The organism is Rhodococcus sp. OK611 (assembly GCF_003050885.1).
Taxonomy (GTDB): Bacteria; Actinomycetota; Actinomycetes; order Mycobacteriales; family Mycobacteriaceae; genus Rhodococcus_G; species Rhodococcus_G oryzae.
Genome location: NZ_QAOZ01000009.1, coordinates 216,911 through 243,187 on the forward strand (window position 1 = coordinate 216,911; position 26,277 = coordinate 243,187).

Annotated in this window: 29 protein-coding genes, 4 tRNA genes and 1 pseudogene; 15 read left to right on the forward strand and 19 right to left on the reverse strand. The window is 68.4% G+C overall.

Translation table 11 applies throughout. The features are described from left to right. Positions 1 to 152: 152 nt before the first annotated feature. From C8K38_RS13495 to C8K38_RS13520, 6 genes are all read right to left on the reverse strand, one after another. The gene (locus tag C8K38_RS13495; protein WP_097212002.1) at positions 153 to 794 is read right to left on the reverse strand and encodes an FABP family protein; all 642 of its coding nucleotides are present in this window, start codon (positions 792 to 794) and stop codon (positions 153 to 155) included. Between the two features lie 336 nt (positions 795 to 1,130). Beyond that, complete coding sequence (locus tag C8K38_RS13500; RefSeq protein WP_027503393.1) at positions 1,131 to 1,436, reverse strand: DUF1416 domain-containing protein; 306 nt, start codon at positions 1,434 to 1,436, stop codon at positions 1,131 to 1,133. A gap of 2 nt (positions 1,437 to 1,438) precedes the next feature. Then, positions 1,439 to 2,272, reverse strand: a complete 834-nt coding sequence (locus C8K38_RS13505; protein ID WP_077042806.1) for a sulfurtransferase — start codon at positions 2,270 to 2,272, stop codon at positions 1,439 to 1,441. A 69-nt stretch (positions 2,273 to 2,341) separates the two neighbouring features. After that, the gene (locus tag C8K38_RS13510) at positions 2,342 to 2,830 is read right to left on the reverse strand and encodes a DUF4395 domain-containing protein (RefSeq protein ID WP_097211968.1); all 489 of its coding nucleotides are present in this window, start codon (positions 2,828 to 2,830) and stop codon (positions 2,342 to 2,344) included. Positions 2,831 to 3,057: 227 nt separating this feature from the next. Next, on the reverse strand, positions 3,058 to 3,537 hold the full coding sequence (locus C8K38_RS13515) for a thioredoxin family protein (protein ID WP_097211969.1): 480 nt from the start codon (positions 3,535 to 3,537) through the stop codon (positions 3,058 to 3,060). Continuing rightward, positions 3,534 to 4,313, reverse strand: a complete 780-nt coding sequence (locus C8K38_RS13520; protein WP_097212003.1) for an LmeA family phospholipid-binding protein — start codon at positions 4,311 to 4,313, stop codon at positions 3,534 to 3,536. The genes C8K38_RS13515 and C8K38_RS13520 overlap by 4 nt, the downstream gene beginning before the upstream one ends. A 129-nt stretch (positions 4,314 to 4,442) precedes the next feature. Between C8K38_RS13520 and C8K38_RS13525 the strand changes: the two genes are divergently transcribed. The 6 genes from C8K38_RS13525 to pstB all read left to right on the forward strand — a co-directional run bounded on the left by C8K38_RS13525 (position 4,443) and on the right by pstB (position 10,279). Beyond that, a complete protein-coding gene (locus C8K38_RS13525; protein ID WP_097211970.1) occupies positions 4,443 to 5,213 on the forward strand; it encodes a winged helix-turn-helix transcriptional regulator in 771 nt (256 codons plus the stop codon). After that, positions 5,214 to 6,119 (forward strand): mycothiol synthase, encoded by a 906-nt coding sequence (gene mshD / locus C8K38_RS13530; RefSeq protein WP_097211971.1) that lies wholly within the window; start codon positions 5,214 to 5,216, stop codon positions 6,117 to 6,119. 208 nt (positions 6,120 to 6,327) lie between these two features. Further along, positions 6,328 to 7,449 carry a phosphate ABC transporter substrate-binding protein PstS gene (gene pstS / locus C8K38_RS13535; RefSeq protein WP_097211972.1) on the forward strand — a complete coding sequence of 374 codons (1,122 nt, stop codon included), beginning with the start codon at positions 6,328 to 6,330 and terminating at the stop codon, positions 7,447 to 7,449. Positions 7,450 to 7,501: 52 nt separating this feature from the next. Beyond that, complete coding sequence (pstC, locus tag C8K38_RS13540) at positions 7,502 to 8,551, forward strand: phosphate ABC transporter permease subunit PstC (RefSeq protein WP_097211973.1); 1,050 nt, start codon at positions 7,502 to 7,504, stop codon at positions 8,549 to 8,551. Position 8,552: 1 nt separating this feature from the next. Continuing rightward, entirely contained in the window at positions 8,553 to 9,458 is a 906-nt protein-coding gene (pstA, locus tag C8K38_RS13545; protein WP_097211974.1) for a phosphate ABC transporter permease PstA, read from the forward strand. A 44-nt stretch (positions 9,459 to 9,502) separates the two neighbouring features. Further along, positions 9,503 to 10,279 (forward strand): phosphate ABC transporter ATP-binding protein PstB, encoded by a 777-nt coding sequence (gene pstB / locus C8K38_RS13550; protein ID WP_027503383.1) that lies wholly within the window; start codon positions 9,503 to 9,505, stop codon positions 10,277 to 10,279. A gap of 136 nt (positions 10,280 to 10,415) precedes the next feature. Here the strand turns inward: pstB and phoU are convergent, their stop codons facing one another. The 6 genes from phoU to C8K38_RS13580 form a co-directional block, all read right to left on the reverse strand. Next, positions 10,416 to 11,090: a phosphate signaling complex protein PhoU gene (gene phoU / locus C8K38_RS13555; protein ID WP_097211975.1), complete on the reverse strand. Its 675-nt coding sequence runs from the start codon at positions 11,088 to 11,090 to the stop codon at positions 10,416 to 10,418. Positions 11,091 to 11,183: 93 nt separating this feature from the next. Next, positions 11,184 to 13,142, reverse strand: a complete 1,959-nt coding sequence (locus C8K38_RS13560; RefSeq protein WP_373560254.1) for an LCP family protein — start codon at positions 13,140 to 13,142, stop codon at positions 11,184 to 11,186. A gap of 115 nt (positions 13,143 to 13,257) precedes the next feature. After that, the gene (gene dusB / locus C8K38_RS13565) at positions 13,258 to 14,415 is read right to left on the reverse strand and encodes a tRNA dihydrouridine synthase DusB (RefSeq protein WP_077042797.1); all 1,158 of its coding nucleotides are present in this window, start codon (positions 14,413 to 14,415) and stop codon (positions 13,258 to 13,260) included. A gap of 100 nt (positions 14,416 to 14,515) precedes the next feature. After that, positions 14,516 to 15,475, reverse strand: coding sequence for an acyl-ACP desaturase (locus C8K38_RS13570; RefSeq protein ID WP_097211977.1), 960 nt, complete (start codon positions 15,473 to 15,475; stop codon positions 14,516 to 14,518). 259 nt (positions 15,476 to 15,734) lie between these two features. Then, positions 15,735 to 16,337 (reverse strand): DUF937 domain-containing protein, encoded by a 603-nt coding sequence (locus tag C8K38_RS13575; RefSeq protein WP_097211978.1) that lies wholly within the window; start codon positions 16,335 to 16,337, stop codon positions 15,735 to 15,737. Between the two features lie 109 nt (positions 16,338 to 16,446). Then, positions 16,447 to 16,899 carry a hypothetical protein gene (locus C8K38_RS13580; RefSeq protein WP_097211979.1) on the reverse strand — a complete coding sequence of 151 codons (453 nt, stop codon included), beginning with the start codon at positions 16,897 to 16,899 and terminating at the stop codon, positions 16,447 to 16,449. Positions 16,900 to 17,007: 108 nt separating this feature from the next. On the opposite strand from C8K38_RS13580, the gene C8K38_RS13585 reads away from it, so the two are divergent. Together C8K38_RS13585 and C8K38_RS13590 are read left to right on the forward strand one after the other, a co-directional pair. Continuing rightward, a complete protein-coding gene (locus tag C8K38_RS13585; protein ID WP_097211980.1) occupies positions 17,008 to 17,382 on the forward strand; it encodes an MmcQ/YjbR family DNA-binding protein in 375 nt (124 codons plus the stop codon). Next, positions 17,379 to 17,987 (forward strand): hypothetical protein, encoded by a 609-nt coding sequence (locus C8K38_RS13590; RefSeq protein ID WP_097211981.1) that lies wholly within the window; start codon positions 17,379 to 17,381, stop codon positions 17,985 to 17,987. Before C8K38_RS13585 ends, C8K38_RS13590 begins: the two co-directional genes overlap by 4 nt. A 9-nt stretch (positions 17,988 to 17,996) precedes the next feature. Here C8K38_RS13590 and C8K38_RS13595 read toward each other — a convergent pair whose 3' ends face one another. After that, on the reverse strand, positions 17,997 to 18,872 hold the full coding sequence (locus tag C8K38_RS13595) for a LysR family transcriptional regulator (RefSeq protein WP_097211982.1): 876 nt from the start codon (positions 18,870 to 18,872) through the stop codon (positions 17,997 to 17,999). A gap of 113 nt (positions 18,873 to 18,985) precedes the next feature. Here C8K38_RS13595 and C8K38_RS13600 point away from each other — a divergent pair, with 113 nt between their 5' ends. Continuing rightward, the gene (locus C8K38_RS13600) at positions 18,986 to 20,221 is read left to right on the forward strand and encodes an MFS transporter (protein WP_097212004.1); all 1,236 of its coding nucleotides are present in this window, start codon (positions 18,986 to 18,988) and stop codon (positions 20,219 to 20,221) included. Here C8K38_RS13600 and C8K38_RS13605 read toward each other — a convergent pair. From C8K38_RS13605 to C8K38_RS13610, 3 genes are all read right to left on the reverse strand, one after another. Beyond that, the gene (locus C8K38_RS13605; protein ID WP_097211983.1) at positions 20,196 to 20,579 is read right to left on the reverse strand and encodes an SPW repeat domain-containing protein; all 384 of its coding nucleotides are present in this window, start codon (positions 20,577 to 20,579) and stop codon (positions 20,196 to 20,198) included. The genes C8K38_RS13600 and C8K38_RS13605 overlap by 26 nt on opposite strands. A gap of 134 nt (positions 20,580 to 20,713) precedes the next feature. After that, entirely contained in the window at positions 20,714 to 20,860 is a 147-nt protein-coding gene (locus C8K38_RS27150; RefSeq protein WP_179800558.1) for a hypothetical protein, read from the reverse strand. A 129-nt stretch (positions 20,861 to 20,989) separates the two neighbouring features. Further along, a tRNA-Lys gene (locus C8K38_RS13610) sits at positions 20,990 to 21,065 on the reverse strand. 137 nt (positions 21,066 to 21,202) lie between these two features. Here C8K38_RS13610 and C8K38_RS13615 point away from each other — a divergent pair. From C8K38_RS13615 to C8K38_RS13635, 5 genes and pseudogenes are all read left to right on the forward strand, one after another. Next, positions 21,203 to 22,242, forward strand: a pseudogene (locus C8K38_RS13615) (magnesium transporter CorA family protein). A gap of 251 nt (positions 22,243 to 22,493) precedes the next feature. Beyond that, a complete protein-coding gene (locus C8K38_RS13620; RefSeq protein WP_097211984.1) occupies positions 22,494 to 23,189 on the forward strand; it encodes a ScbR family autoregulator-binding transcription factor in 696 nt (231 codons plus the stop codon). Positions 23,190 to 23,269: 80 nt separating this feature from the next. Next, positions 23,270 to 23,342, forward strand: a tRNA-Glu gene (locus C8K38_RS13625). Between the two features lie 47 nt (positions 23,343 to 23,389). Beyond that, a tRNA-Asp gene (locus tag C8K38_RS13630) sits at positions 23,390 to 23,463 on the forward strand. A gap of 54 nt (positions 23,464 to 23,517) precedes the next feature. Then, positions 23,518 to 23,594 (forward strand) — tRNA-Phe (locus tag C8K38_RS13635). Positions 23,595 to 23,662: 68 nt separating this feature from the next. Here the strand turns inward: C8K38_RS13635 and C8K38_RS13640 are convergent. After that, positions 23,663 to 24,313 (reverse strand): response regulator transcription factor, encoded by a 651-nt coding sequence (locus C8K38_RS13640; RefSeq protein WP_097212005.1) that lies wholly within the window; start codon positions 24,311 to 24,313, stop codon positions 23,663 to 23,665. A 17-nt stretch (positions 24,314 to 24,330) separates the two neighbouring features. After that, positions 24,331 to 25,536, reverse strand: a complete 1,206-nt coding sequence (locus tag C8K38_RS13645) for a sensor histidine kinase (RefSeq protein ID WP_257017487.1) — start codon at positions 25,534 to 25,536, stop codon at positions 24,331 to 24,333. A gap of 190 nt (positions 25,537 to 25,726) precedes the next feature. Here C8K38_RS13645 and C8K38_RS13650 point away from each other — a divergent pair, with 190 nt between their 5' ends. Continuing rightward, entirely contained in the window at positions 25,727 to 26,146 is a 420-nt protein-coding gene (locus tag C8K38_RS13650) for a hypothetical protein (RefSeq protein ID WP_179800559.1), read from the forward strand. Here the strand turns inward: C8K38_RS13650 and C8K38_RS13655 are convergent. Further along, positions 26,133 to 26,277, reverse strand: a 145-nt coding sequence (locus C8K38_RS13655; protein ID WP_181320858.1) for an MspA family porin, incomplete at its 5' end; no start/stop codon positions are given. The two genes, C8K38_RS13650 and C8K38_RS13655, sit on opposite strands and share 14 nt — an antisense overlap.

The window sequence follows — 26,277 nt, forward strand, 5'->3', positions numbered from 1 at the left end:
GACGTTGTCGGCCGGCACCGACCGTCAACGTCACGACAGCCGCAGCACCGTCACTGCCTGTGGATGATTCCGGGCCTGTTGGTAGCGCGAGAACCGTGCGTGGTTCTTACCCCGACTGGGGTGCAACACGCGCACGGGCGGCGCAGCCGCTGCTAACCGATGTAGCGGGCGAGGCGGGCCGAGAGGTGTGGCTTCAGCGGACCGTCGGCGAGGATGCGCTCCTCGACGTAGGCGAGGTCGCCGCCCTCGACGATCCCGTACAGGCGCTTGGCGCCGCCGACCACGGCACCCTGCTTGCTGCGGATGACCACGTCGGTGGCGAGCTCCCAGCTGGACTGGGTCAGCGCCCGGCCGTAGTACAGCTCGACGACCCCGGAGCTGTGCGTGAGCAGCAGCTCGACGGTCTCCTCGTCGATGCTCCCCGGGATGCCGTCTCCCGCGACGCGCCAGTACCCGCTCTCACGCAGGTCCGGCCGGACATACTCGCCGTCGGAGTCGAGGACCCAGGTCTGTGATTCCCAGTGCAGGTAGTTGCCGCCGTTGTGCGAGACCACGATCTGCTGGCCGAAGCGGTACTCGCCGTCGGCAGGGTTATTGGCCTCGCCCTCGCCGCGCCAGACGCCGACCATGGGGAGCAGCGCGAGCATGCCCGGGTTCAGGTCGGGGCCGAGGCGGAGGTTGGCGGTGTCCTCGGGGATGGGGAGGTCGGGCAGCACCGGGATGTTGCGCGCGCTGGTTTCCTTCGCGCGCTCCTCGGCGGCGGCTACGGCACGATCGCCGCTGCCGCGCTGCACGGACACCGCATCAGACGGTGCGCCCTCGCCCGATTGGGGCTGCGCACCGTCGTCCGGACCGGACGTCTGGCTCACGACTCGTCGGTCACCAGGCGGTAGACGACATACAGCGAGAACCAAGCAATCAGCACGGAGGCGAAGGCGAGTAGAACCTCGAAGAAGATGACCACGGCATCAGTGTAAACCGCTGCGTCGCAGCCGCATGCCGTGGGTGCCGACTGCACCGGAAACGCCGAAGCGGCCCCGCTCCCTGGTGGGGGAGCGGGGCCGCGGGGTCGAACTGTGCGCGCTTTTCACCCTGGTTGGGGTGAGACTCGCGCACGGGCGCCGGAGGCGCTACTTCGAGACGGTGATGTCCACGTTGTGGACGCCGTTGCCCTCGGGGGTGACGGTCGTGTCGCCGTTGCCGGTGCTGGACAGCGCACGCACGGTCCAGGTGCCGGGGGCGGCGAAGAACCGGAAGTCGCCGGTGCCCGAGGCCACGACCTCGGCGGTGAACTCGCCGGTGCCGTCCAGCAGACGGACGAACGCGCCGCCGACCGGCTGGCCGTCAGCAGCCAGCACGCGGCCGGTGATGACGGTTTCCTTCTCGACGTCCACGCCCGCGGGCAGGGTCTGACCCTGAACAGGTGCTCCACACATAACTAGGCTCCCAACTCGATCGGTGCACCCACGAGGGAGCCGTACTCAACCCAGCTGCCGTCGTAGTTCTTGACATTGTTCTTGCCGAGGATCTCCTGCAGCACGAACCAGGTGTGGCTCGAGCGCTCGCCGATGCGGCAGTAGGCGATCGTTTCCTTGCTCTCGTCGAAGCCCTTCTCGGCGTAGAGCTTCGTCAGGTCCTCGTCGGACTTGAAGGTGCCGTCCTCGTTGGCGGTGGTGCTCCACGGGATGTTGATGGCGCCGGGGACGTGGCCACGCTGCTGCGCCTGCTCCTGCGGGAGGTGCGCCGGCGCGAGGATCTTGCCGGAGAACTCGTCGGGGGACCGCACGTCGACCAGGTTCTTGCTGCCGATGGCGTTGATGACCTCGTCGCGGAAGGCGCGGATGGAGGTGTCCGGCTCGCCGGCCTGGTAGGTGGTGGCCGGGCGGACGACCTCGTCCTTCGACAGCGGGCGACCGTCGAGCTCCCACTTCTTGCGGCCACCGTCGATCAGCTTGATGTCCTGGTGGCCGTACAGCTTGAAGTACCAGTACGCGTACGCGGCGAACCAGTTGTTGTTGCCGCCGTAGAGCACGACGGTGTCGTCGTTGGCGATGCCCTTGGCGGACAGCAGTGCGGAGAACTGCTCGCGGTTGAGGAAGTCACGACGGACGCCGTCCTGCAGGTCCTTGCGCCAGTCGAGCCGGACAGCACCCTCGATGTGGCCGCCGTCGTAGGCCGAGGTGTCTTCGTCGACCTCGACGAAGACCGTCTTCGGTGCGTTGAGGTTCTGCTCGGCCCAGTCGGCAGAGACCAGGACGTCGGAGCGAGCCATGGTTTTCCTTTCGATACTTCTTGCGGGGTATGTGGGGGTGGTGCGGCCGAGGCCGGTTGGATTGCGCGGCTACGCCGCGGTGATCGATGTCGACCTGCGGAAGCGGGCCACGAGCGGGTAGATCTGGCAGCCGAGGCAGAACGCGAAGGCCGCGTTCAGCAGTGCGGCGAAGAGGGCGAACCCGGTGGCCACGGTGCCGACGACCGTGAGGCCGGTGAGGAAGCCCGCCACGCCGACGACGGCGAAGACGAGGCCGACGAGCTGGGCGAACCGCAGCGGGGCGACCGGCTCGCGTTCGGTGGTCGGGGACAGCCGCGGCGCGACGAACCGGGCGAACACCTGGCCGTACGGGCTGTTGCGGGGGCCACGGGCCGCGCCGAGTCCGAAGACCACGGCCTGCGCCGCGAGCAGCAGACCGGCCGCGACCAGGGAGAACATCGACAGCACGAGCACGGCCACGAGGACACCGGTGGTGATCCAGGCCGCGAACCGCGGACCGCGGACGTCGACCTGGTCGGCACTACCGGTGCGGGACCGGGAGGTGGTGGAGGTGGACATGGGAGAGAACTCCTGCGCTTGAAACGGATGCCTTGACGTGCGGAGATGAACCGCGGGTATTCCGGATTGCGATCACGGCGCGGTGCTCAGGCAGGAGATGCCGGATGAGCGGAGAACGTCAGCCGTGGAATCAGCAGCAGGTACAGCAACAACCGCCGAGGCGGCACAGATCAACTGTGCGGCGTCGGGTGAGCATGAGCTCCTGGCTGGTTTGCACGAGAGGCAGCTTACCCGTTTTCGGGCGGGTGTGAATCCCCGGGCCCGCACAGGGGGAGCAGCGCGGCCCGCAGGTCGGCGGCGGTCGGAACCCCGGACACCCGGTACCGCTGCACGCCCGCGGCGTCGAAGATGAACGTGGTCGGCAGCGACAGGACGCCGAGTTCGGCTGCGAGCGCGGGGTTCTCGTCGATGTCGACCTCGATCTCCACGGCCCGCGTCGACGCCGGGTCGAGTTCCCCGTCGAGCGTCTCGAGCACCTGGCCGATCACCCGGCGGACGACCGCACAGGGCCCGCACCAGTCGGCGGAGAAATGCAGGACGGCCGGGCCCGCGCCCGCCACCCCGGCCTCCGCGAGCAGGGCGCGGCGGGTGTCGGAGCCGGAATCGGACGGTGCGGTGGCCCGCACGGCGCCCGACCGGGCCCGCAGCACCAGCCCCGCCGCCGCGGCAGCGACGAGGACGAGCGCGAGGACGAGCAGACCGGTCATGGTGTCTGCAGATCGTCGAGGTTGATCACCACGTTCTCGCCGGAGCCCTCGATCACGACCTGCGAGCCCCCCGCGTAGACCTTGGTCGGCAGCACGCCGAAGGGCAGCTGCTGGGCCTCGACGGTGCGGGTGAACAGCCCGAGCACGGCGGGTTTGAACGGTCCGGGGACGGTGAAGTCCGCATTGCCCTCGGGGCCGAAGTAGAGGTCGGTGGCGACGATCTTGACGTCCTCGCCGTCGAGGAGGAGGTCGGCCTGCACGCTGACGGCCGCCGACAGCGGACCGATCGGAACCGTGCCGGTCAGCACTACGCCGCCGGAGGTGGTCATCCCGGAACCTCCGGATCCGCCGGTGCCGTCGGACTTGTCCGCGGGCGGCGCGGACACCTGGAGGTCGGGGATCCCGAGGAACTGGCCAAGAGCGGTGGCGTCGATCAGGATCCGGCCGTCGAGCTGGTCGACGGGGACCGTCTTGACGGTGCCGTTCACCAGGTCGGATGCGGGGATGTTGACCCCGCGCAGGTTCGCCTCGACGGTGACCTCGCCGAGGACCTGGCTGTCGACGCCCCGCGCACGGATCTCGACGTTCTCGTATTTGCCGTCCACTGCCTGGGTGAGGAAGGGGAAGCCGCCGATGGTCACGTCGGGGTCCGAATTGAGCTCACCGCCCTCGCGCAGGCTCCGTGAGACCCGATACTCGGAGTAGGCGGCCGCGCCGAAGTCGACGACCACCGCGAGCGCCAACAACAACACGAGGCTGAGAATCAGTTTCCGCACCGCACCATTGTTGCTGACCCGAACGGGGCTGTGTGGGGTGCCCACCGGGCGCGGCACGTTAGTCTGTTCGAGTATCGCGTCACTGTCGGCCGTGCCCGGGCACATGAAACGGCGAGAAGGGGAGGCCGCGTGGAGCTGCTCCTGCTGACCTCGGACCCACACCCTGAGTCGGTGCTGCCTTCACTTGCGCTCCTGGCACATACCGTGCGACCGGCCCCGACCGAGGTCGCCTCGCTGCTCGAGGCCGGATCCGCCGACATCGCGCTGGTCGATGCCCGGACCGATCTGGCGGCCGCGCGCGGCCTGTGCCGCCTGCTCGGCAGCACCGGATCCGCGGTTCCCGTCGTCGCGGTCCTCACCGAGGGCGGCCTGGTCGCGGTGAACGCCGACTGGGGTCTCGACGACATCCTGCTGCCCGGCACCGGCCCCGCCGAGCTCGACGCCCGGCTGCGGCTCCTGGTGGGGCGCAGCGGCGGCGTCGCCAGCGCGGAGAGCTCCGGCAAGATCACGCTCGGCGAGTTGGTCATCGACGAGGGCACCTACACGGCCCGGCTCCGCGGTCGCCCGCTCGACCTCACCTACAAGGAGTTCGAGCTCCTCAAGTACCTCGCGCAGCACGCGGGCCGGGTGTTCACCCGCGCACAGCTGCTGCAGGAGGTCTGGGGTTACGACTTCTTCGGCGGCACCCGCACGGTGGACGTGCACGTCCGACGGCTCCGCGCCAAGCTCGGCCCCGAATACGAGGCCCTCATCGGTACGGTGCGCAACGTCGGCTACAAGGCCGTCCGGCCCAGCCGCAAGTCCGGCGCCGCGCCGCAGCCCGTCGACGACGGTGGCGATGACGACGGCGGCGCGGTCGACGATTCGGAGCTGACCCCGGCGAACGGGACGGTCCTGTAGATGCCAGAGGCGGCCAGGAGCTGGTTCTATCTGCTCGACGAGGACCAGGTCGCGCAGGTGCACGGTGTGCTGGACCGGGCGCTCGCGGCCGACGGGACCGCGCCGCTCTCCGAGCAGGCCGTGCACCACGTCGTGGGTAAATCGGAGTCGTCGCGGCATCTGCTGTGGACGCTCGACGATTCGATCGTCGGTTACGCGAGCCTCGAGCCGCCGCACGGAGAGCATCCGGCGATGGTGGAGGTCGCCGTCGACCCGGCGCATCGGGGTATCGGGATCGGTCGTGGCCTGGTCAGGGAGGCCCTGGCACAGGGCGGCGAGGGCACCCGGTTCTGGGCCCACGGAGACCTGCCCGCCGCCCGTGCCGTCGCCGCGCACCTCGGTCTGAGTCCCGTCCGCGAGCTGCTGCAGCTGCGCAGGCCGTTGGACCGGCCGGAGTTGCCGGACGTCGCGGTGCCCGACGGCGTGATCCTGCGGACCTATGCGGGGGCGGAGGACGACGCCGAGTTGCTGCGCGTCAACGCCGCGGCCTTCGACTGGCATCCCGAGCAGGGGTCCTGGACCGAACGGGAGATCGCCGAGCGCCGCGCCGAATCCTGGTTCGACCCCGAGGGTCTGTTCATCGCGGCCGATGCGGGGACCGGCGCCGTCCTGGGATTCCACTGGACCAAGGTGCACCCGGCGACGTCCGAATCGGGCGAGCTCGGCGAGGTGTACGTGGTGGCGGTCGACCCGGCGGCGCAGGGCAGGGGCCTCGGCCGGCTGCTCACCGTCGCGGGTCTCCGGTATCTGCGCGATCGTGGGCTGGGGACCGTGCTGCTGTACACCGAGGCGGACAACGTCGCCGCCCTGCACACCTACGAACGGCTCGGATTCGAGCGGTTCCACGTGGATGTCGCCTACGCCTGAGGGCCTGTTCGCCGTGGCCAAGGGTGAGATCCGCCTCACCCGGTCATGAGTTCACCCTCCGTTCACCATTCTGGGACGCTCTGTCCACCACCTGCCCCTACCTTTCTCGTTGGGCGGCGCCGTGCTGCCTGGTGCAGCGCTGATGCGGACTGCGCCACGGAACACCGCCCGACACGGGCGTGAAGTTGAGCCTCCCGGAGGAAATAGCGTGAACCTCAAGCGCAGTGCTGCGATGTTCGGTGTGCTGGCCGCAGGTGCCATGGCCCTGACCGCGTGCGGCAGCGACGACAACTCCGCCTCGGGCACGACGGTGGACACCTCCGCCTCGAACGCCGCCTGCGAGGGCAAGGACACGCTGTCCGCGGCCGGTTCCTCCGCGCAGAAGAACGCGATGGACGCCTTCACCTCCACGTACATCGCGGTGTGCAAGGACAAGGGCAAGACCGTCAACGTCGCCTACAACCCCAGCGGTTCGGGTGACGGGCGCACCCAGTTCATCGCCAAGCAGATCGACTTCGCCGGCTCCGACTCCGCCATCAAGGCCGAGCAGGCCGCCGCGGCCAAGGAGCGTTGCGCGGGCAACGACGCCTGGAACCTGCCGCTGGTCTTCGGTCCGGTCGCCCTCGCCTACAACATCGACGGCGTCGACAACCTGACGCTCAACGGCGAGGTCATCGCGAAGATCTTCAACGGTGGCATCAAGAAGTGGAACGACCCGGCCATCGCCGCGCTCAACAGCGGTGCCACCCTCCCGGACCAGGACATCACCGTGATCGTCCGCTCCGACTCCTCGGGCACCACCGACAACTTCCAGCAGTACCTGACCACCGCCTCGAAGGGCGCGTGGACCCAGGGCGCAGGCTCCGACTTCGTCGGCGGCATCGGTGAGGGTGCGAAGGGTTCGGCAGGCGTCGCGCAGGCCGTCGCAGGCGCGCCCGGCTCGATCACCTACGTCGAGAAGTCCTTCGCGGACCAGAACAAGCTCAAGGCAGCCCAGATCGACAGCGGCGCGGGCGCGGTTGCGCTGACCGAGGACTCGGCCGCCAAGGCCATCAGCGGCGCCGCCTTCAAGACCGAGGGCGTCGGCGACCTCACGCTGGACCTGAAGTCGATCTACGGCACCACCGAGGCCGGCGCGTACCCGCTGGTCCTGGCGACCTACGAGATCGTGTGCTCCAAGGGCTACGACGCCGACACCTCCGCGGCCGTCAAGTCGTTCCTGACCAGCGCGGCCAACGAGGGCCAGGCCGAGCTGTCCGCGCAGGGCTACGTGCCGCTGCCCGCCACGGTCAAGGACAAGCTGAACGCGTCCATCTCGGCCATCGGCTGAGTCTTCCGACCGGTCCAGGCTCTATATTCGACGAAGAAGATTGCGAGCGCAGATGAGCGACGCGCCCACCCAATCGGCACCTCGCACCCCCGACCCCGGTGACGCCGGGGCGGGGGTGGGGGGTCCGCTCGGAACACCGGAGGCACCGATCACTCCAACAACCGCAGCCCCGTCCAAGACGGTGACGCGCCCGGGTGACCGGGTCTTCACCTCGATGGCGACCGGCTCGGCCGTGTTCATCTCGGTGCTGATCGGCGCGATCGGTGCGTTCCTGGTGTGGCGGGCGGTGCCCGCACTCGCCCGCAACGAGGTCAACTTCCTCACCAGTTCCGAGTGGGTCACGCAGGACATCAACAACATGGCGTTCGGTGTCCTTGACCTGTTCCAGGTCACCGTGCTGGTGTCGTTGTTCGCCCTGGTGCTGGCCATGCCGGTGGCGCTCGGCATCGCGATCTTCCTCACCGAGTACTCGCCGAAGCGGCTCGCGCGGCCGCTGGCGTACGTGATCGACCTGCTGGCCGCCGTGCCGTCCATCGTGTACGGCCTGTGGGGCCTGCTGATCTTCGCCCCCGCCATCAAGCCGCTGGCCGTCTGGCTCAACGAGAACCTGTCCTGGATCCCGTTGTTCGCCACCGGCTCCGGCTCGATCGCGGGCGGCGGCACGATCTTCACCGCGGGCATCGTGCTCGCGGTGATGATCCTGCCGATTATCACCGCGGTCACCCGCGAGGTCTTCGTGCAGACCCCGACCTCCCAGATCGAGGCGGCGCTGGCGCTCGGCGCCACCAAGTGGGAGGTCGTCAAGACCACCGTCATCCCGTTCGGAAAGTCCGGCTACATCAGCGGTTCCATGCTCGGCCTCGGCCGGGCGCTCGGCGAGACGATGGCGCTCTACATGATCCTGCGCACCACCTCGAAGGCGTTCGGATGGTCGCTGTTCGACAGCGGCTCCACGATCGCCTCGAAGATCGCGCTCGGTTACGCCGAGTTCAACAACGAGATCCAGGCCGGCGCCTACATCGCGGTCGGACTGGTGCTGTTCATCCTGACCTTCGTGGTCAACGCAGCGGCCCGCGCCGCGATCGCCGGAAAGAGGGCCTGACATGACGGTGACCCTCGATCGACCCGTCAAGAAGCCGACCTTCCAGGGGGTCAGCAAGCGGCGACGCTTCGCCGATCTGACGGCGGCGGTGCTCGTGACCCTCGCGGTGCTGGTCGCGCTGGTGCCGCTGGTGTGGGTGCTCTATACGGTGATCGTCCGCGGCTTTCCCGCCATGGCCAGCGCGACCTGGTTCACCAACTCGTTCAGCGGCCTGTCCGCGTCCGCCACCGGCGGCGGCATCTACCACGCCCTGATCGGAACCCTGATCCAGGGACTGGTGTGCGCGGTGCTGTCGATCCCACTCGGACTGTTCGTCGCCATCTACCTGGTGGAGTACGCGGGCCCGTCCAAGCTCGGCCGGCTGACCACGTTCATGGTCGACATCCTCAGCGGTGTCCCGTCCATCGTGGCCGCGCTGTTCATCTACGCGCTGTGGATCGCGACCTTCGGCTTCCCCAAGTCGGCGTTCGCGGTGTCCCTGGCCCTGGTCCTGCTGATGGTCCCCGTCGTCGTCCGCAGCACCGAGGAGATGCTCCGCATCGTGCCGCAGGACCTGCGCGAGGCCTCCTACGCGCTCGGCGTGCCGAAGTGGAAGACGATCATGCGGATCGTCGTCCCCACCGCGCTGCCGGGCATCATCACCGGCGTCATGCTGGCCCTGGCCCGTGTGCTCGGTGAGACCGCGCCGCTGCTGATCCTGGTCGGCTACGCGCCCTTCATCAACTTCGACATGTTCAACGGCGAGATGGGGTCGCTGCCCGGCGTCATGGTCGCCGAGATGAACAACCCGACCGACGCGGGTGCCAGCCGTATCTGGGGCGCGGCGCTCACGCTGATCATGCTGATCGCGGTGCTGAACATCGCGGCAAAGGCGATCGGTCACCTCTCCCGGGTCCGGAGCAAGTGACCCCATGACGACCACCACGCTCACACAACCCCGAGGGAGCCACCATGGCCAAGCGTCTTGATCTCAAGGACGTCAACATCTACTACGGCAAGTTCCACGCCGTCGCGGATGTGGGTCTGTCCGTGCCCCCGCGCAATGTGACCGCGTTCATCGGCCCCTCCGGCTGCGGAAAGTCCACGGTGCTGCGCTCGCTCAACCGCATGCACGAGGTCACCCCCGGTGCCCGCGTCGAGGGCGCCATCCTGCTCGACGGCGAGGACATCTACGGCTCGCAGGTCGACCCGGTCGGCGTCCGCCGCACCATCGGCATGGTGTTCCAGCGTCCGAACCCGTTCCCCACCATGTCGATTCGCGACAACGTGGTGGCCGGGCTGAAGCTACAGGGCGTGCGCAACAAGAAGCAGCTCGACGAGGTCGCCGAGCAGTCACTGCGCGGCGCCAACTTGTGGAACGAGGTCAAGGACCGCCTCGACAAGCCCGGTGGCGGGCTCTCCGGCGGCCAGCAGCAGCGTCTGTGCATCGCCCGCGCGATCGCGGTCTCGCCCGACGTGCTGCTCATGGACGAGCCGTGTTCGGCGCTCGACCCGATCTCGACGCTGGCCATCGAGGACCTGATCACGGAGCTGAAGAAGGACTTCACCATCGTGATCGTCACGCACAACATGCAGCAGGCCGCCCGGGTCAGCGATCAGACCGCGTTCTTCAATCTCGAGGCCACCGGCAAGCCCGGCCGGCTCGTCGAGATCGACGACACCGAGAAGATCTTCTCGAACCCGACGCAGAAGGCCACCGAGGATTACATCTCCGGTCGCTTCGGCTAGACAGCCCTCGTCGAACGGGCCGTTTTCGGGTATCGCTCTCGGGCGATGCCCCGGAAACGGCCCGTTCGCTTTTCGGTGCCTGCCGATACGAGAACGCCCCGACCGGTGATCCGGTCGGGGCGTCGTGGTCGTGTGGTCAGGATTCCAGCGAGGTGGTCTCTTCGGGGTCGACGGGCATCTTGCCGGTGACCAGGAAGATGACGCGGCGGGCGACCTCGACCGCGTGATCGGCGAAGCGCTCGTAGAACCGGCCAAGCAGGGTCACGTCGACGGCCGCGGCCACGCCGTGCTTCCACTCCCGGTCCATCAGCACGCTGAAGAGGTGGCGGTGCAGATCGTCCATCGCGTCGTCCTCCTCGCGGAGCTTCGCGGCCCGCTCGGGGTCGCGGGTCTCGAGGACCTCACGCGCGCCTGCGCCGAGGGCGACCGCGATCCGGCCCATCTCGGCGAAGTAGCCGTTGACCTCCTCGGGCAGCACATGGTTCGGATGTCGGCGGCGAGCGATCTTGGCGACGTGCAGCGCCAGCGCCCCCATCCGGTCGATGTCCGCGACGATCTGGATTCCGCTGACCACGGACCGGAGATCCCCTGCGACCGGCGCCTGCAGCGCGAGCAGGGCGAACGCCCGCTCCTCGCATGCGACGCTGAGTTCGGTGATCTGGTCGTGATCGCTGATGACCTGTTCGGCCAGCGAGAGGTCGGCCTGGAGCAGCGACTGGGTCGCCCGCTCCATGGCCGCGCCCGCCAGGCCCGCCATCTCGCCGAGCATGTCGGCGAGCTCGGTCATCTGTTCGTTGTAAGCCACGCGCATGGAATCAAAGCCTACGGTGTGTGGGATACCAAGTCACGGTCATTGGGTTAACGCGGCATGAATGACGGTGCACGTCAGGGCGGTAAAAGCCGGTCAGGCGCAGGAATCGTCTGCCGCATTGGTGAACGCCAGATCAGCGGGCAGGGCGTCGGCCGCGGCGCCGCTCGCGGAGGAGTTCTTCGGGGCCATGGTCGGGGTCAGGGCGGCGCCGACGGACTTCGGCGGGGCCACCTTCCCGGAGAAGCTCGACCCGAGCACCACCTCGACGATGCCGCCGAGATCGGAGGACTCTTGTAGCACCGCGCCGGGCAGCGAGGACGCCACCGTAGCGGCCTCCGCCTCGAGCCCGGGCGAGTAGCGGACCAGCGTGTTCGTGCTGGTGCCGCTGTAGTTCCCGACGCTGTAGATCTGGAATCCGTACGCGCCGAGATCGTCGGAGGCGGTGGCGGCGAGCCCGGTGACACCGGACCCGTTGGACACCTGCAGCGAAACGTCCATCGGGCTGACCGCCTCGAGCGCGGGCGGCGCGGGTGCGGCGGGCTTCGGGGCCGCGTGCGCGGAGGAGGGAGCCGGGTCCTTGCGCTCCTCGCCCGGTAGGGGCTCGTCGTCGATGATCGCCTGGAAGATCGCGTCGATGTCGTCCTGGCGGGGGATCTCGTTGCCCAGCTCGTTGGTGCCCGCGGTGGGGACAGTGAGGAACGTGACAGCGCCCGCATCCACGTTTTGCAGCGACCTGCCCAGCATCACGAGCGACTTGGTGTCGATGTTCTGGACGAAGGTGTCGCGGGTGAAGGCGTTGATGAAGCCGTTGAGCTTGCCCGGGTCGAACAGCACCTTGTTCGACAGCGCCCCGCGCAGCAGTGAGGAGAGGAACATCTGCTGGCGCTTGATCCGGCCGTAGTCCCCGTTGCCCTCGGCCTCGACCTTGCGCGCCCGCACGTAATTCAGCGCGGTGGCGCCGTCGATCGTCTGCTTGCCCGCATTCGGCAGAACCGTTCCGAGTTCCCCGTCGACCAGGGGTGTGGTCGTGCAGACCTCCACCCCGCCGACCTGGTTGACCATCGACTCGAATCCGGAGAAGTCCATGGCCACGAAGTGGCCGATCTTGAGGCCTGACATCTTCTGGATCACCTTGACCAGGCACTTCGGCCCGCCGAACGCGTAGGCCGAGTTGAGCTTGTCGTTGTCCGCCGCGGGATTCATCTCGGTCGAATACTGGCCCGTGTCGCTGTTCCAGTCCGCGCAACTGGGCCGAGCGATGTCCAGGTCGCGGGGGAACGACACCGCGACGACCCGGCTGCGGTCCGCCGGGATGTTGACCAGGATCACGGTGTCCGCGCGGGCACCCTCGGCGTCTTCGACCGAACCGGCGCCCACGCCGCCGTTCGCGCCCGCCCTGGTGTCGGTGCCGACGATCAGGTAGGTCTCGTCGCCGGTCTGCCCACCCGGGTCGACGACGTCGGTGCTGTCGAGGTCGAGCGCGGCCACCTGGCTGAAACCGTTGTCGGTGTTGCGCAGGTAGCCCCACGCGACACCGGTGATCCCCACGGAGGCCGCCGCGGCCACCGCGACCGCGCTGCGGCCGAGCACCCGCCACCGCCTCTGCTTGCGGCTCTTGCTCGCGGCGAGCCGGGTTTCGCCGGGCGCGCCGACGCGGACAGGGTCACCCGCGGCGGGACCGACGTGTTCGGGCTCCGCCCGGCGCAGCCAGCCGGTGGTCGGCGCGGGCGGCGGGTCGGGCACCGGATCCTGCCGCGGACGGGCGGGTGGCAGCGGCGACACCGCGGGAGTCTTCATCCGGCCGCTGTCAGCCGGCGGCGGGCTGTCGCGGTTCACCAGGTCGGAGACGGAGATCCGCTCGGTGTGCTCGCCGGGTTCGGCGTGCCTGCGACCGATCCGGCCGCTGTCGGTCCGCTGCTGGTCGGGAGGGCCGGGAGGTCCGGGAGGCTGCTGTGATTCGGGACGGTACTGGGGCCTGCTCACGTGCGAGAGCGGTCGTTCCCAGGGAGCGCGACCTTCAGGCACTTGGCCCGGAGTCTGATCGTCGCTCACCTACTTGAACCCTGCCTCTCACGTTTGCATCCACCGCCGCACCGGACGGTCACAACATGATACTTATCGGGACCGCTGGTTCCACTCAGGCTCGAGAGCGACCAGAGGTCACTGGTCAGCCGCCCGAGTGCATCAGGTCGGCGCCCGCCGGGACCAGGCAGTCCTCCGGATCGTCGAGCCAACCCTCGGGCAGGGAGACCTTGCCGGGCGACCCCTGGCGGCCGCGCGGACCCTCGGCGTCCTTGGGGAAGGGCACCGTCGGGTCGAGCTGGGCGAGGAGGTCGTCGAGCTCGGTGAGGGTGGACACCATGGCCATCGCCACCCGCATCTCCGATCCGGCGGGGAAGCCGCGGAGATACCAGGCGACGTGCTTGCGCAGCTCGCGCAGGCCCTTGTCCTCGCCGTGGTGGTCCGCCAGGAGTTCGGCATGCCGTCGGATGATGGACGCGACCTCGCCGAGGTTGGGCGGGGTCGGCTCGGGGGTGCCCGCGAGTGCGGCGCTCAGCTCGGCGAACAGCCACGGCCTGCCGAGGCAGCCGCGGCCGACGACGACGCCGTCGCAGCCGGTCTCCGCCATCATCCGGACCGCGTCCTCTGCGGCGAAGATGTCGCCGTTGCCGAGGACCGGGACGTCTGTGACGTGCTCCTTGAGCCGGGCGATCTCGTTCCAGTCCGCGGTGCCCGAATACCGCTGGGCGGCGGTGCGCGCGTGCAGGGCCACCGCGGCCGCGCCCTCGCCGGCGGCGATGCGCCCGGCATCCAGGTGGGTGTGGTGCTCGTCGTCGATGCCGACCCGGAACTTCACGGTGACCGGGATGTCGGTGCCCTCGGTCGCGCGGACCGCGGCCGCGACGATCTGACCGAACAGGGTGCGCTTGTACGGCAGCGCCGCGCCGCCGCCCTTGCTGGTCACCTTGGGAACCGGGCAGCCGAAGTTCATGTCGATGTGGTCGGCCATGTTCTCGTCGACGATCATCTTCGCGGCGGCGTAGGTGGTCGCCGGGTCCACGGTGTACAGCTGCAGCGACCGTGGCGTCTCGGTGGGCCCGAAGGTGGTCATGTGCAGGGTCGCGGGCTGGCGCTCGACCAGCGCCCGCGCGGTCACCATCTCGCAGACGTACAGCCCGGAGGTGCTGCCCGAGCGGGCGAGCTCCAGCTCACGGCACAGGGTGCGGAACGCCACGTTCGTGATGCCGGCCATCGGGGCGAGCACGACGGGGCTGCGCAGCTCCAATGAGCCGATTCGGAGGTGCTGGCCGGCGGGTGATGACATTCGATACCTCGATAGAAAGGGCTGTGCCCGGTACCTGTTTCGGTACCGGGCACAGAATAGCTGGCGCTGTCAGCGCCGGTGTTCGCTGCGCGGGCTCCGCTCAGGAAGCCTGCTGCTCGCGCTTGGCGGCCTCGCGGGCCAGCATGCGGTCGCGCTGCTCCTCGAACTTGGTGGCCTGTGCGTCGAGGTTCTCGAGGAACTTGGCGAGGTCCTCGCGGGTCTGCTCGCCCTCGGCGGTGAAGTCGGTGCGGTCGAAGATGTTCCACTTGCGGAGCACCGGCATCACCACCTCCTCGAGGTGCTGGCGGAGGTCGTAGATCCCGTGCTTGGCCATCAGGACGCCGTTGCGGCGGAAGTTGGGCATGCCCGCCCCTGGCATCTGGAAGTTCTGGACGATCGTGTTGATCGATCGCAGCGCCTGATCGGGCGCCAGGTCAAGGGCCGCGCTGCAGATGTTGCGGTAGAAGATCATGTGCAGGTTCTCGTCCGCGGCGATGCGCTGCAGCATCTTGTCGGCGACGGGCTCGTTGCAGGCCTTGCCGGTGTTGCGGTGCGAGACGCGGGTCGCGAGTTCCTGGAAGGTCACGTAAGCGACGGAGTGCAGCAGCCCGGCGGCGCCGCCGTCGGGCAGCGAGGAGTAGCCGTTGGTCATGTGCTCCATGCGGAAGCGCTCGAGCTCGACGGGGTCGACGGCGCGGGTCACGACGAGGTAATCGCGCATCACGATGCCGTGCCGGTTCTCCTCGGCGGTCCAGCGACCGACCCAGGTGCCCCAGGCGTGGTCCATCGAGAAGTTCTCGGCGATCTCACGGTGGTAGGACGGCAGGTTGTCCTCGGTGAGCAGGTTGGTGATCATGGCCGCGCGCGCGACCTCGTCGAGCTGAGACTGCTCGATGTCCCAGTCGTCGCCACCCATGGCGGCGAAGTTGCGGCCCTCGTCCCACGGGACGTAATCGTGGGGGTGCCATTCCTTGGCCATGGAGATGTGGCGATTCACGTTCTCCTCAGCAACCTGCGCCAGCTCCTGAAGCAGTTCGAGTTGGGTCAGATCCCTGGCCATACGCATGCCCTCCAAGTGTTGTCTGAAATCGGCTCAACGTAGCCTACGGGACCGTAACCACGTTGTGAATCGTTTGAAATGCTCACAGCCTGGGAATTACCACCGGGTATGGGACACCCCGTCCGGGTCATCGGCCCCCTCCGGCTTTCCGTTACAGCCCTGCTCGGAAGGGATGTCGCGCGTACTTTCTCCGCGCACGGAACTGGCGGCGTCCCCGATTCGGGACGCCGCCAGTTCTGGAGGGATTCGTGCGTGCGGACTACTTGCGCCCGCCGCCGAGCAGGCCGCCGAGCAGGTCGCCGAGGCCGCCGGCCGCGCCGCCACCCGCCGCGCCGCCGAGGAGGCTGCCGAGGACGTTTCCGAGGCCGCCCGCCGACTGTCCGCCGCCGCCGAGCAGGCCGCCGAGCAGGTCACCGATGCCGCCGCCGGACTGGGCCTGTGTGGGCGCCGCCGCGCCGCCGCCGGAGAACTGCTTGGCGATGAACGCCAGCACGATGGGGGCCAGGATCGGGAGCAGCTTGCCGACGAGGTTGCTGTCACCGGCGCCGCCCGTGTTGCCGAGCGCGCTGATCACCTGGTTCTTGTTGTCACCGAACACGTTGTTGACGATCTTCTCGCCGTCGGCCTCGTCGACCTGGTCGATGTCGACGCCGCCGGTGAGCAGGGCCGGATCGGAGTGCTGAGCGAGGGCGGTTTCCAGCGATGCGGCACCCGCCGGGTCCTGGGCGTTCGCCTCGAGGCCGCCGACCAGGGTCGGAATGGCCGTCTTCACGGCCGCGGTCGCGGTCTCCTCGTCGACCCCGAGCTTGGCAGCGATCTGGCTGATCGGGATCTGGGACAGAAGGTCGTCAAGTGATGCCATGGGTGCCCGCCTTTTCGTGGACGCTCTTTTCTCGAGCGTCCGGGTGCGTCCGACACTAGTGACCGTTTCGGCAGGTTGGGAGGATCGCCGCGCGGACCGGCGCGTCGATTCAGCCGGTCGCGGAGGCCTTTTCGCGCGGCACGAGGCATGCGAACAGCGCCACGACGAGCCCGCCGGCAACGAGATTGAGCCCCATCTGATTGCTCAGCAGGTTCGATGCATGGTCGCGGAATTCGTCGCCGAAGCGTTCATTTACCCGAAAGAAGAACGCGGCCAAGGTGATCACGCCGACGACGATGCCGACCCAGCCGAGCGCCCTCGAGCCGACGAGCGCGCTGAGCAGGATGAGTGCCGCCGAGATCACCAGCAGCATCGCCATCGACTTGTAGAACGCCACCGACTGATCGCCGAGTTGCTCGAGTGCCCAGCCGGCAGGGAAACCGTTTCGGAGATCGTCGATCCCGACATCGGTGGGCGTGACGTCCTGCATGATCGGCAGGAAGGCGCCGATGCCGACCGCGATCCCGCACAGCAGCAGGACGAAGTGGACCCAGGTTCGCATGGCGCTCTCCCTCGCATCGGATCGGGTGTCACGCGTGCTACACCCACGGTAACAACACGTGCGGTCCGCCGCTGGCGGAACCCGAGCGATGCGAGCAGGATTCACGCCATGGGCGACAACATGCGACGTCTCGAGGAGATCATCGCCGATCTCCCGGAAGCCGAGCGGGTCGATGTGGCCGCGTGGGGCGACCACCCCACCTTCCGGGTGCGGGGCAAGAACTTCGTGTTCAGTGACAACACGGCCGAGCATCTCTCGTTCAAGCTGACGAAGGACGAGGCCGCCGCGGTGGTCGCCACCGAACCCGGGGCGAGTCCGTCCGGTTACGGCCTGGGCAGGCACGGGTGGGTGGCGCTCGACGTCGAAACCGATGCGGACGGGGAGCGCTGGGCGCAACTGCGCGAGTGGGTCCGGACCAGCTTCATCTTGGTGGCGCCGAAGACGCTCGCGCGCCGGGTGCTCGAGGAGGACGGTGCGAGATGAGCGAGGAGAACGCGACCACCGGTGCGGTGCCCGCAGGGAAACAAGGTCTGCCCGGCTGGGCCAGGAAGGTGATCGCCGGGCTGGTTCTCGCTGTCGTCCTGGTGGTCACGTACTTCATCCTGGCCGCCTTCCTGCCGAGATGGTGGGCGCAGCAGGCCGGGGCGTTGTCGTCGGGCAGCTTCACGAGGGGCATCGCCTGGGGGCTGATGTACGGCGTGCTGTGCACGGTGGTGCCGCTGTTGCTGTTCTTCCTGGCCTGGCGGGTCCGCGGCCGAAAGCACAGTCGCGTGGTGCAGGTGGTGGCGGTGACCCTGGGAATCGTTGCGGCGCTACCGAATTTGCTGACGCTGACAGTGGTGTTCGGGGGGAACACCGCCGCGCATGCGGGGGAGCGGATCCTCGACGTGGATGCGCCCGGATTCCGGGGCGCGTCGCTGGTCGGCGCGATCATCGGGGTACTGGCTTTCGCGGTGTTCGTCGCGCGCAGCGTGTCCTATCGACGCCGAGGCGCCGAGCTCGCCAGGATGCGCGAGGAGGAAAGGGTGCGCCGAGAGGCGGTCGCGGCGGACGCGGAAGCCGTGCCGGGCCCGGACGAGCAGGGCTGACCCCCCGACTCAGGTCCGGCGGGCCACGAAGTCGCGGAAGCGCCGGACCGGTGGGGTCATGTGGCGGTCCGGTGCCCAGATCATCCCGATCTCGCGCGCCGCACGCGCGCCGCGGATGGGGATGATCACGATCCCGTCGGGCCAGCGGGCCGCCCGCGCGACCGGGACCAGCGCCACCCCGAGCCCGGCGGACACCAGTCCCGTCGCCGTGGCGAGTTCACTGCTCTCGAAGACGATCTCGGGCGTGAACCCGGCCCCCTCTGCGGCCTCGTCGAGCAGCCGTCGCATGCCGAAATCGGGATGCATGGCGATGAAGGGCTCGTCCGCGGCGTCGCCGAGGTCGATGGCCGCCCGGCCGGCCAGGCGATGCCCGGCGGGAACCGCGAGCGCGAGGGGCTGACGGCTCAGCAGCAGCCACTGCAGGTCGGTCGCGTCCGGTCGGGGCGAGACCACGGCCAGGTCGGCGTGACCGGACCGGACCCGTTCGCCGAGGAGCCCGGCGGCGTCCTGGTGCAGCGCGAACCGGATCTGCGGCGCCTCGGCGCGGAAGCCCCGGATCAGGTCGGGGACCAGCCAGGTGCCGAACGAATGCAGGAAGTCGAGTCGCACGGTGCCTGCCGTGGGACTGATCATCGTGGCGATCCGCTCCTCGGCGTTCGTGAGTTCGGTCAGCGCGCGCGAGGCGTGCTCGAACATCAACCGGCCGTGCTGGTTGAGGCGGAGGCGGCGTCCGTGGCGGTCGAACAGCTCGACGCCGAGCTGTCGCTCGAGCCGGGCCAACCGTCGCGACAATGTCGGTTGGGACAGTCGCAATAGGTCGGCCGCGGAGGTCACCTGGCCCTCCTCGGCGAGGACCACGAACCATTTCAGGTCGGTGGAGAGCATGTCGGTCCCGATCCGTTGGCGACTACATATGTCTTCTCTGCATATAGAACACCGAAAACTCTCATTATGTCGATAAGTGCAGGTCGGTCAGGATGGACTTCGGAGGCCATTCGATGACTATGACGACGACACTCACGCGGCAGGACGCACCGCACCGGCGCGGAACGCCCGGCTATACCCGGATCACGCTCGCCCTGTTCGCGGCCGGACTGACCACCTTCGTCTCGATGTACTCGACGCAGGCGCTGCTGCCCGCGCTGGCACAGGATTTCGGGGTGCCGCCCGGCACGGCCGCGCTCGCGGTCTCGGTGACCACCGGCATGCTCGCGCTGGCCGTCATCCCGGCGAGCGTGCTCTCCGAGCGGTTCGGACGCACCAGGGTGATGGTGTGGTCGGCCGTGCTGTCCTGCGCGGTGGGATTGGTGCTGCCCCTCAGCCCGACGATCGAATGGCTACTCGTCGGGCGCGTGGTCCAGGGGCTGGCCCTGGCTGGGATCCCGGCCGTTGCGATGGCGTATCTCGCGGAAGAGGTGCACGGCAGGGATCTGGGTGCCGCGATGGGCCGGTACGTCGCCGGAACCACGATCGGCGGACTCCTGGGCAGGCTGATCCCGTCCACGGTGCTCGACATGAGCACGTGGCGATGGGCGATGGAGGCATCCGCGGTGGCGGCGGTGCTGCTGGCGGTGGTGATGACCAAGACATTGCCGGGGTCGCGTTTCTTTCGGCCGAAGCGGGTGAGCTGGGGGACCGTCACGGCCAATCTCTTTCTGCACCTTCGTAACCGGGATCTCAGGGTGCTGTTCGCGCTCGGTTTCATCCTGATGGGCGGTTTCGTCTCCGCCTACAATTTCCTCGGTTTTCGGCTGCTGGCCCCGCCGTTCGATCTGACGGAGGCCGCGGTCGGCGCGGTCTTCCTGCTCTACCTCTCGGGGACGGTCACGGCCGCGGTGGCCGGTCGGCTGGGCGACCTGGTCGGCAGGCGATGGGTGCTCCTGGCAGCGGTATGTGTGAGCGCGGTCGGCCTGGTGGTGACGCTGCCGGACGTTCTCGCGCTGGTGTTGGTCGGCATGCTGCTGTTCACCGGAGGGTTCTTCGCGGCGCACTCGGTGGCGAGTGGCTGGGTGGGTGCACTCGCCACCGAGCACCGTGCGGAGGCGTCATCGCTGTACCTGTGCGCCTACTACCTCGGCTCGAGCCTGGCCGCCGCAGGCGCCGGCCTCGCCTTCGGGTGGGGCGGATGGACGGCGACCGTGGCCTATGTCGGTGCGCTGCTGCTGGCCGCCATCTGGCTCTCGCTGTTGATGCTGCGGGCGCCCGAGGTCAGACGCGCTGACGCGCCCGCGTGAGGGGCGGGCTGGTCTGCTGTTTCGCCGCCAGGCCGAGCGCGCCCGCAGCCGTGACGATCGCCCCAGCGGCAACGGACACGATCGCCGCCGCGGTCGTGCCGTTGGGGAAGTCCATCGCCAGCGGTGTGGCGAGCAGGAAGAGCCCGAGTGCGATGAGACCCCAATGGCTCGACCGCGATTCGGTGGACATGGCCCACAGGCCGACGGAGTAGGCGAGCAGACCGAGGATGAGGATGGCGCCGGTGATCTGCCGGTAACCCCGATCCGGCACCCACATGCTCAGCAGCACGAGGGCGATTCCGGTCGCGACGACGACCATGTCGCGGCGTACCTCGCGGACGTGTTCGGAATCGCTCATGGCAGCCTCCCTGATGGTGCGCCGCCACGCTCACCGGCTTCGGGGATCGGAGCGTGACGTCACTCGCTTCCGGTGTCCCCATTCTGGACCCGCGGTGGGTGGGTGTCGAGCCACGAATCGGATTCGGGAGGAACTCAGTCCAGGCCGGCATTTCCGCTCGACGGGCTGCTGAACAGGGGCTGCGGTGCGGGCGCAGAACTCGGCGTCGAGACCGAGGCGGTGAGGCTGGTGTTGTCGGGGTGGCTGAAGAGCGCGACCGGGGGGTCGACCATGTGTTCCATTGGGAGAGCATGCTCCAATCCGGCGCGGAAGGCCATTGACGCGGCCTGGGCGTGTCGACGGAGGTGGCCGCAACGCGGCCGGGGCCGGAGACGAAACGGTCCCGCCAGGCGATCGCCTGGCGGGACCGATGGTGCCCCCAGTAGGGCTCGAACCTACGACCTGCGGATTAAAAGTCCGTAGCTCTACCAACTGAGCTATAGGGGCGCGGTGCAGGAGTCTAGTGGCTTCGCCGCGTCGGCGAGGACAGGACCCCGGCAACGGTGACCGCGCCGATCAGGGCCGCGTCGGCACGCGTTCCCGGCCGGGTGCGCGATGATGGCGGGGAGGCCATGGGAGGGCTGATGGAGAAGCCGCGAATCGGCACGGTTCAGGTGTCGTGCGAAGTCCGTAACCGGCTCTACCGGAAGGCGGTGCTGGTCGGTTCGGATCTTCCACTCGACGAGATCGCCTCGTACCGGTCGGACGAGGACGCGCTGATCTGGGTCGACCTGCTCGCCCCGTCGGTCGGCGATATCGTCGCGCTGTCCCCGCTGATCGGCGGCGAGGTGGCCTTGCATCCGTTGGCCGTCGAGGGGGCGATCACCGGACATCAGCGTCCCCGGCTCGTCAGGTTCCGCGATCACAGTCTGTTGCATACGCGCGCTGTGCGTTTCGAGGCGAAGGGCGGTCGGCTCAGTTCCACCGACATCTCGATCTTCATCCTCGACCGTGCGCTGATCACCATCCGGTCCGATGACCGTTTCGCGATCGATCCGATCCTCGAGGACTGGGACGACAACTCTGACCTCGCGGGCTTCGGTGTCGGCTTCCTGCTGCACACGGTTCTCGACGAGATCGTGGACGGGTATTTCGTCGCACTCGATGCCCTGGACGAGGAGATCCAGGGGCTCGAGGACGAGTTGCTGATCTCGGACGGCGCGCAGAGCGCGGGACGGTCGAGGAACGCGGTCCAGTTGCAGAGCTTCACGCTCCGCAAGGCGGTGGTGCAGTTGTCCCGGTCGGTGCTCCCGATGAACGAGGCCTTCAGTGCGCTGCTCCGGCAGGGCGCGCACGTGCTCGACGCGGAGATGACGCCCTACTACCAGGACATCTACGACCATGCCCTGCGCGCCACGAACGAATCGACGGGCTGCGCGACACCATCGAGTCGATTCTCGCGACCCACCTTGCGATGCAAGGTAATTCGTTGAACGAGATCATGAAGAAGCTCACCGCATGGGCCGCGATCATCGCCATTCCCACCGGGGTGACGGGCTATTTCGGGCAGAACATCCCGTTTCCCGGTTTCGGTCAGACGGAGGGGTTCTGGCTGAGCACGGTGTTGTTGGTCGGGCTCGCCTTCGGGTTGTGGCTGAGTTTCAAGCGCCGAGACTGGCTGTGAACGGGGGCGCCGCCGCACGGTGTCGCGAACGCAAACGGCTCGGGTGCGCACCCCCTGCGCCGCACCCGAGCCGGCTGAATCGTACCACTCGGTGTGTTCTGCGGTCTGGATACCTTACCCGCAGGTAGGTGGAATCCGCATGAGGTTCCCCCGAAATGGTCCAAATTAGGGCTAAGGTGACAACGAGGTCGTCTGGTGGCCTGTCGGGGCACGGGATAGAGCTGCACGGTTTTCGGAGGCGACTGGCTCACATGGCACGTCAACAGGAACGCGCACGTAGGACGCGCGCGGCGATCGTCGAAGCCGCTGCGGTGGAGTTCGCCCGCCGCGGCTATGCCGCCGCGTCGGTGAACACGATCCTGGAGGGGTCGCACGCCACCAAGGGCGCGATGTACTTCCACTTCGAGTCGAAGGAAGAGCTGGCCCGGGCCGTCCTCGCGTCGGCGCTCGATCACTACACGCAGACCAACGATCGTTGGAAGGCCGTCGACGCCGACCCGTTCCAGGTCCTGCACTCGATCATCGTGGAGCTGGCGGAGCGGTTCGCCAACGACGTCATCGTCCAGGCGGAGTTCCGGCTGATCGTCGAGCCCGAGTTCTACGCCGAGGTGCGGTCCGGTGGTTCGCAGGTGTGGGGGCAGACGGCGCACGAACTCGTGCTGCGCGCACAGACCGAGGGTCATCTCCGGCCGGGGGCCGACCCCGGCACGTTCACCCGCGTCCTCGGCGCGGCGCTGGCCGGCCAGCGCTACATGCTCGACCTCACCGCCGACAGCACGCCGCTGCCCGAACGGTTCGAGGAGGCGCTCGCGGTCGTGCTCGAGGCGATGGCGTCGCAGGAGTGGCTCGAGGGCTGGCATCGCACCGGTTGGCTGGACCTGCGCGCCGACACCGGTACCGAAACCCCCGAAAATGGGCCAGAAACCGGCTCTGACCATTCGATTTGAGTTTTCCCGAATCAGTGTCTTAAGCTATCCCAGCTCCCAACGGAAAGCCGTTGAGGGAATTGCCGGAGAGATCCGGCGGGGCCCCCTTCGTTTAGCGGCCTAGGACGCCGCCCTTTCAAGGCGGTAGCGCGGGTTCGAATCCCGTAGGGGGTACAGTTCGACCGGTAAGATCGAGTGTTGTTGACACCAACACTCTGCAAGGCCCTGTGGCGCAGTTGGTTAGCGCGCCGCCCTGTCACGGCGGAGGTCGCGGGTTCGAGTCCCGTCAGGGTCGCAAAGTGCCGTTGGTTAGGCACAGCGCGATAGGCATTCGGTTCGGGTGCCGCCCGGCCAGGTAGCTCAGTTGGTACGAGCGTCCGCCTGAAAAGCGGAAGGTCGCCGGTTCGATCCCGGCCCTGGCCACCATGAGTGGTTACTGAAACTCCGGCTTCGAGTTCAACTCGAGGTCGGAGTTTTTTCGTTGGTTCGCAGGGTCACCGGCTGCCCGGGCTGACGATCCCGTTGTCGAAGGCGTACACGATCGCCGCGGCCCGGTCCCGAAGCCCGAGCTTGAGGAAGATGTGACCGACGTGACTCTTCACGGTGACCCCGGAAATCCCTAGCTCCCGACCGATCTCCGTGTTGGTGTGTCCGCGCCCGATCAACGTCAGCACGTCGAGTTCGCGTGCGGTCAGATCGTCGAGGGTCGAGGTGCTGTTGCCGGGAACCGGCGCGGACGTGCGGTAGGTGGCGAGGACCCGCTCGGTGACCGCCGGGTCGAGGCAGGCACCGCCCTCGGCGATGGTCCGAATGGCGCGAATGAGTTCCTCGGCGGGCGAATCCTTGAGGATGAAGCCGGCGGCACCCGCGCGCAACGCGCCGGAGAGCAGATGATCGTCGTCGAAGGTGGTCAGCACCAGCACGGGCGGCGGTCGATCGGTCGATTGCAGCTGCCTCGTCGCCTCGATGCCGTCGACCCGCTTCATCCGCAGATCCATCACCACGACGTCGGGAGAGTGGAGCGCCACCGCGGCGGGTACCTCGGCGCCATCGGCGCACTCGCCCGCGATGATGAAGCCGTCTTTGCGCCGCAGGATCCGTCGCAGTCCCGAGCGAACCAATTCCTGGTCGTCGACCAGGAGCACCTTGACGTCCGTCGCGGTCACGAGAGCCCGGGGATGCCGCGCGAGAGCATGCAGTTGCGGATCTCGGTCCCGAGCGGGAACTCGGCGCGCACCGACCACCCGTTCGCGTCCGGGCCCGCGACCAACGAGCCGCCCAGGAGTTCGGCGCGCTGTCGCATCCCCCTCAGGCCGGAGCCGGCGCCGGGCTCGGATCGTGGCGCGCGGTGGGTGCCGTTGACGATCGACACGACGACCGCATCGTCCGCCACGCGGAGCCGGACCTTCGCGGTCTCGCCCGGCGCATGCTTGACGACGTTGGCCAGCGATTCCTGGGTGATCCGATACAGGCCGAGACCGGTCGCCGCGGACACGGCCTCCGGACTGCCGGTCAGGTCGTACTTGACGTGCACGCCCGCGCGGACGAAGTCTGCAACGAGTTCCGGGATGTCGGCGATGTCCGGCTCTGGTGCGACCCTGGACGGTCCGGCGTCGAGCAGGCCGACGGTTTGCCGGATGTCGGCCATCGCCTGCCGCCCCAGGCGCTCAGCGTCGGTGAGGGCCTCGATCGCCTCGTCGACATCGCGATCCTCCTGGAGCGCTCGGCGGGCACCGGTCAGGTGCAGCAGCGTGATGCTCAACGAATGCGCGATGACGTCGTGAACCTCGCGGGCGATGCGCCGCCGTTCGTCGCTCGCGGCCTGCTCGGCGCGGCGGGCCACGGCTTCGCGCTCCCGTTGCAGCAGGCGCAACTGGGTCTGGAGTACGAAACCCACCATCCACCCGAGCACCACGCCGGTGACGTAGGGCGGGATCCCTTCGAGATCGCCGAGGGTGGCCGCGGCCGCGATCATCGCGACCGCCGCGACGGCAAACGTGACGCTGACCCTCGGTCCGGTGGTCGCCGCGACCTGGGCGACTCCGACGATGAGAATGAACGGCGCGATGTCGTTGGGCACCGGATCCAGCAGCAGCAGTGCAGTTCCGACAAAGGTGGTGGCCATGAGGGTGACGGGCACCAGCCGGGGGTGGGGCAGCGGCAGGCCGAGCGTGAGCCACAGGCAGGCACTCATCGCGATCAGCCCGCCGAGCAGCGCCCATCCGGGAGGGATGAGGGCTCCGCGCTGCGCGACCGCGACGGTGGCGGCGGCGATCAGGCAGATATCGCTCGCGATCGGGATCGCGGGCGGGTAGTCATAGGGCAGCACCGCTATGCGGCGGTGTACGTACTCCGATACCACCTTCACCCCGCCAGCCTAAGGGCTGATCCGGCCGTCGGCATCGTGCCACGAGCGGTCACGGTCTCCACCCACGGTAGGAGACGAAGTCGCGACCCTGGCATGTCGATCCGGGTTCGAGGACTCCGTAGCGTCAGCGGTACCGACAGATACGGAGGTGAGTTCAGTGTCCTGGAATGACTTTCACGCACGCGGTGCCGTGCTTCAGCTGGTCTTGGAGCGGGCTCGGGTCGACCCGGGCGATCCCGGGCTGTTCGTCGACCTGCCCGACATACAGAAGCTGTTCGGCGGACCCGACGGTGTCCTGCTCGCGCTCGAGCATCGATGGACCACCCACCTCGCGGCGAAACTCGATCAGGCGATCGAGGACGGCGCCCCGCCGAACACCGCCTGGAACGAGCTGACCGCCGAGCAGCCCGAGCTGCGAGCGGTGCTGGACCGCTATGCCCGCCGTTCGCCGTCCCTGCGCGCGGCCCAGCACGCGGAGCGGGGAATGATCGGCGCGCACTTCAACGCCCAGGTCCATGCCGACGACAGCGGCGGGCTCGGCGGCGGCCGCCAGGAGTCCGGTGCCGCCGCGGCCTCGCCCGCCTCGGAGTCGGTGGTCAGCCGATGCTGAAGGGCTGTCCCCAGAGGGTGACGGTGCCCTTGACGTTCTCGGTGTCGACGGTGACGTTGACGTAGGAGCGGGCCTGCGCGTAGCCGGCGCAGCCCTCGACGCCCATGGTGGAGTCGGCCCAGGTGACGCTG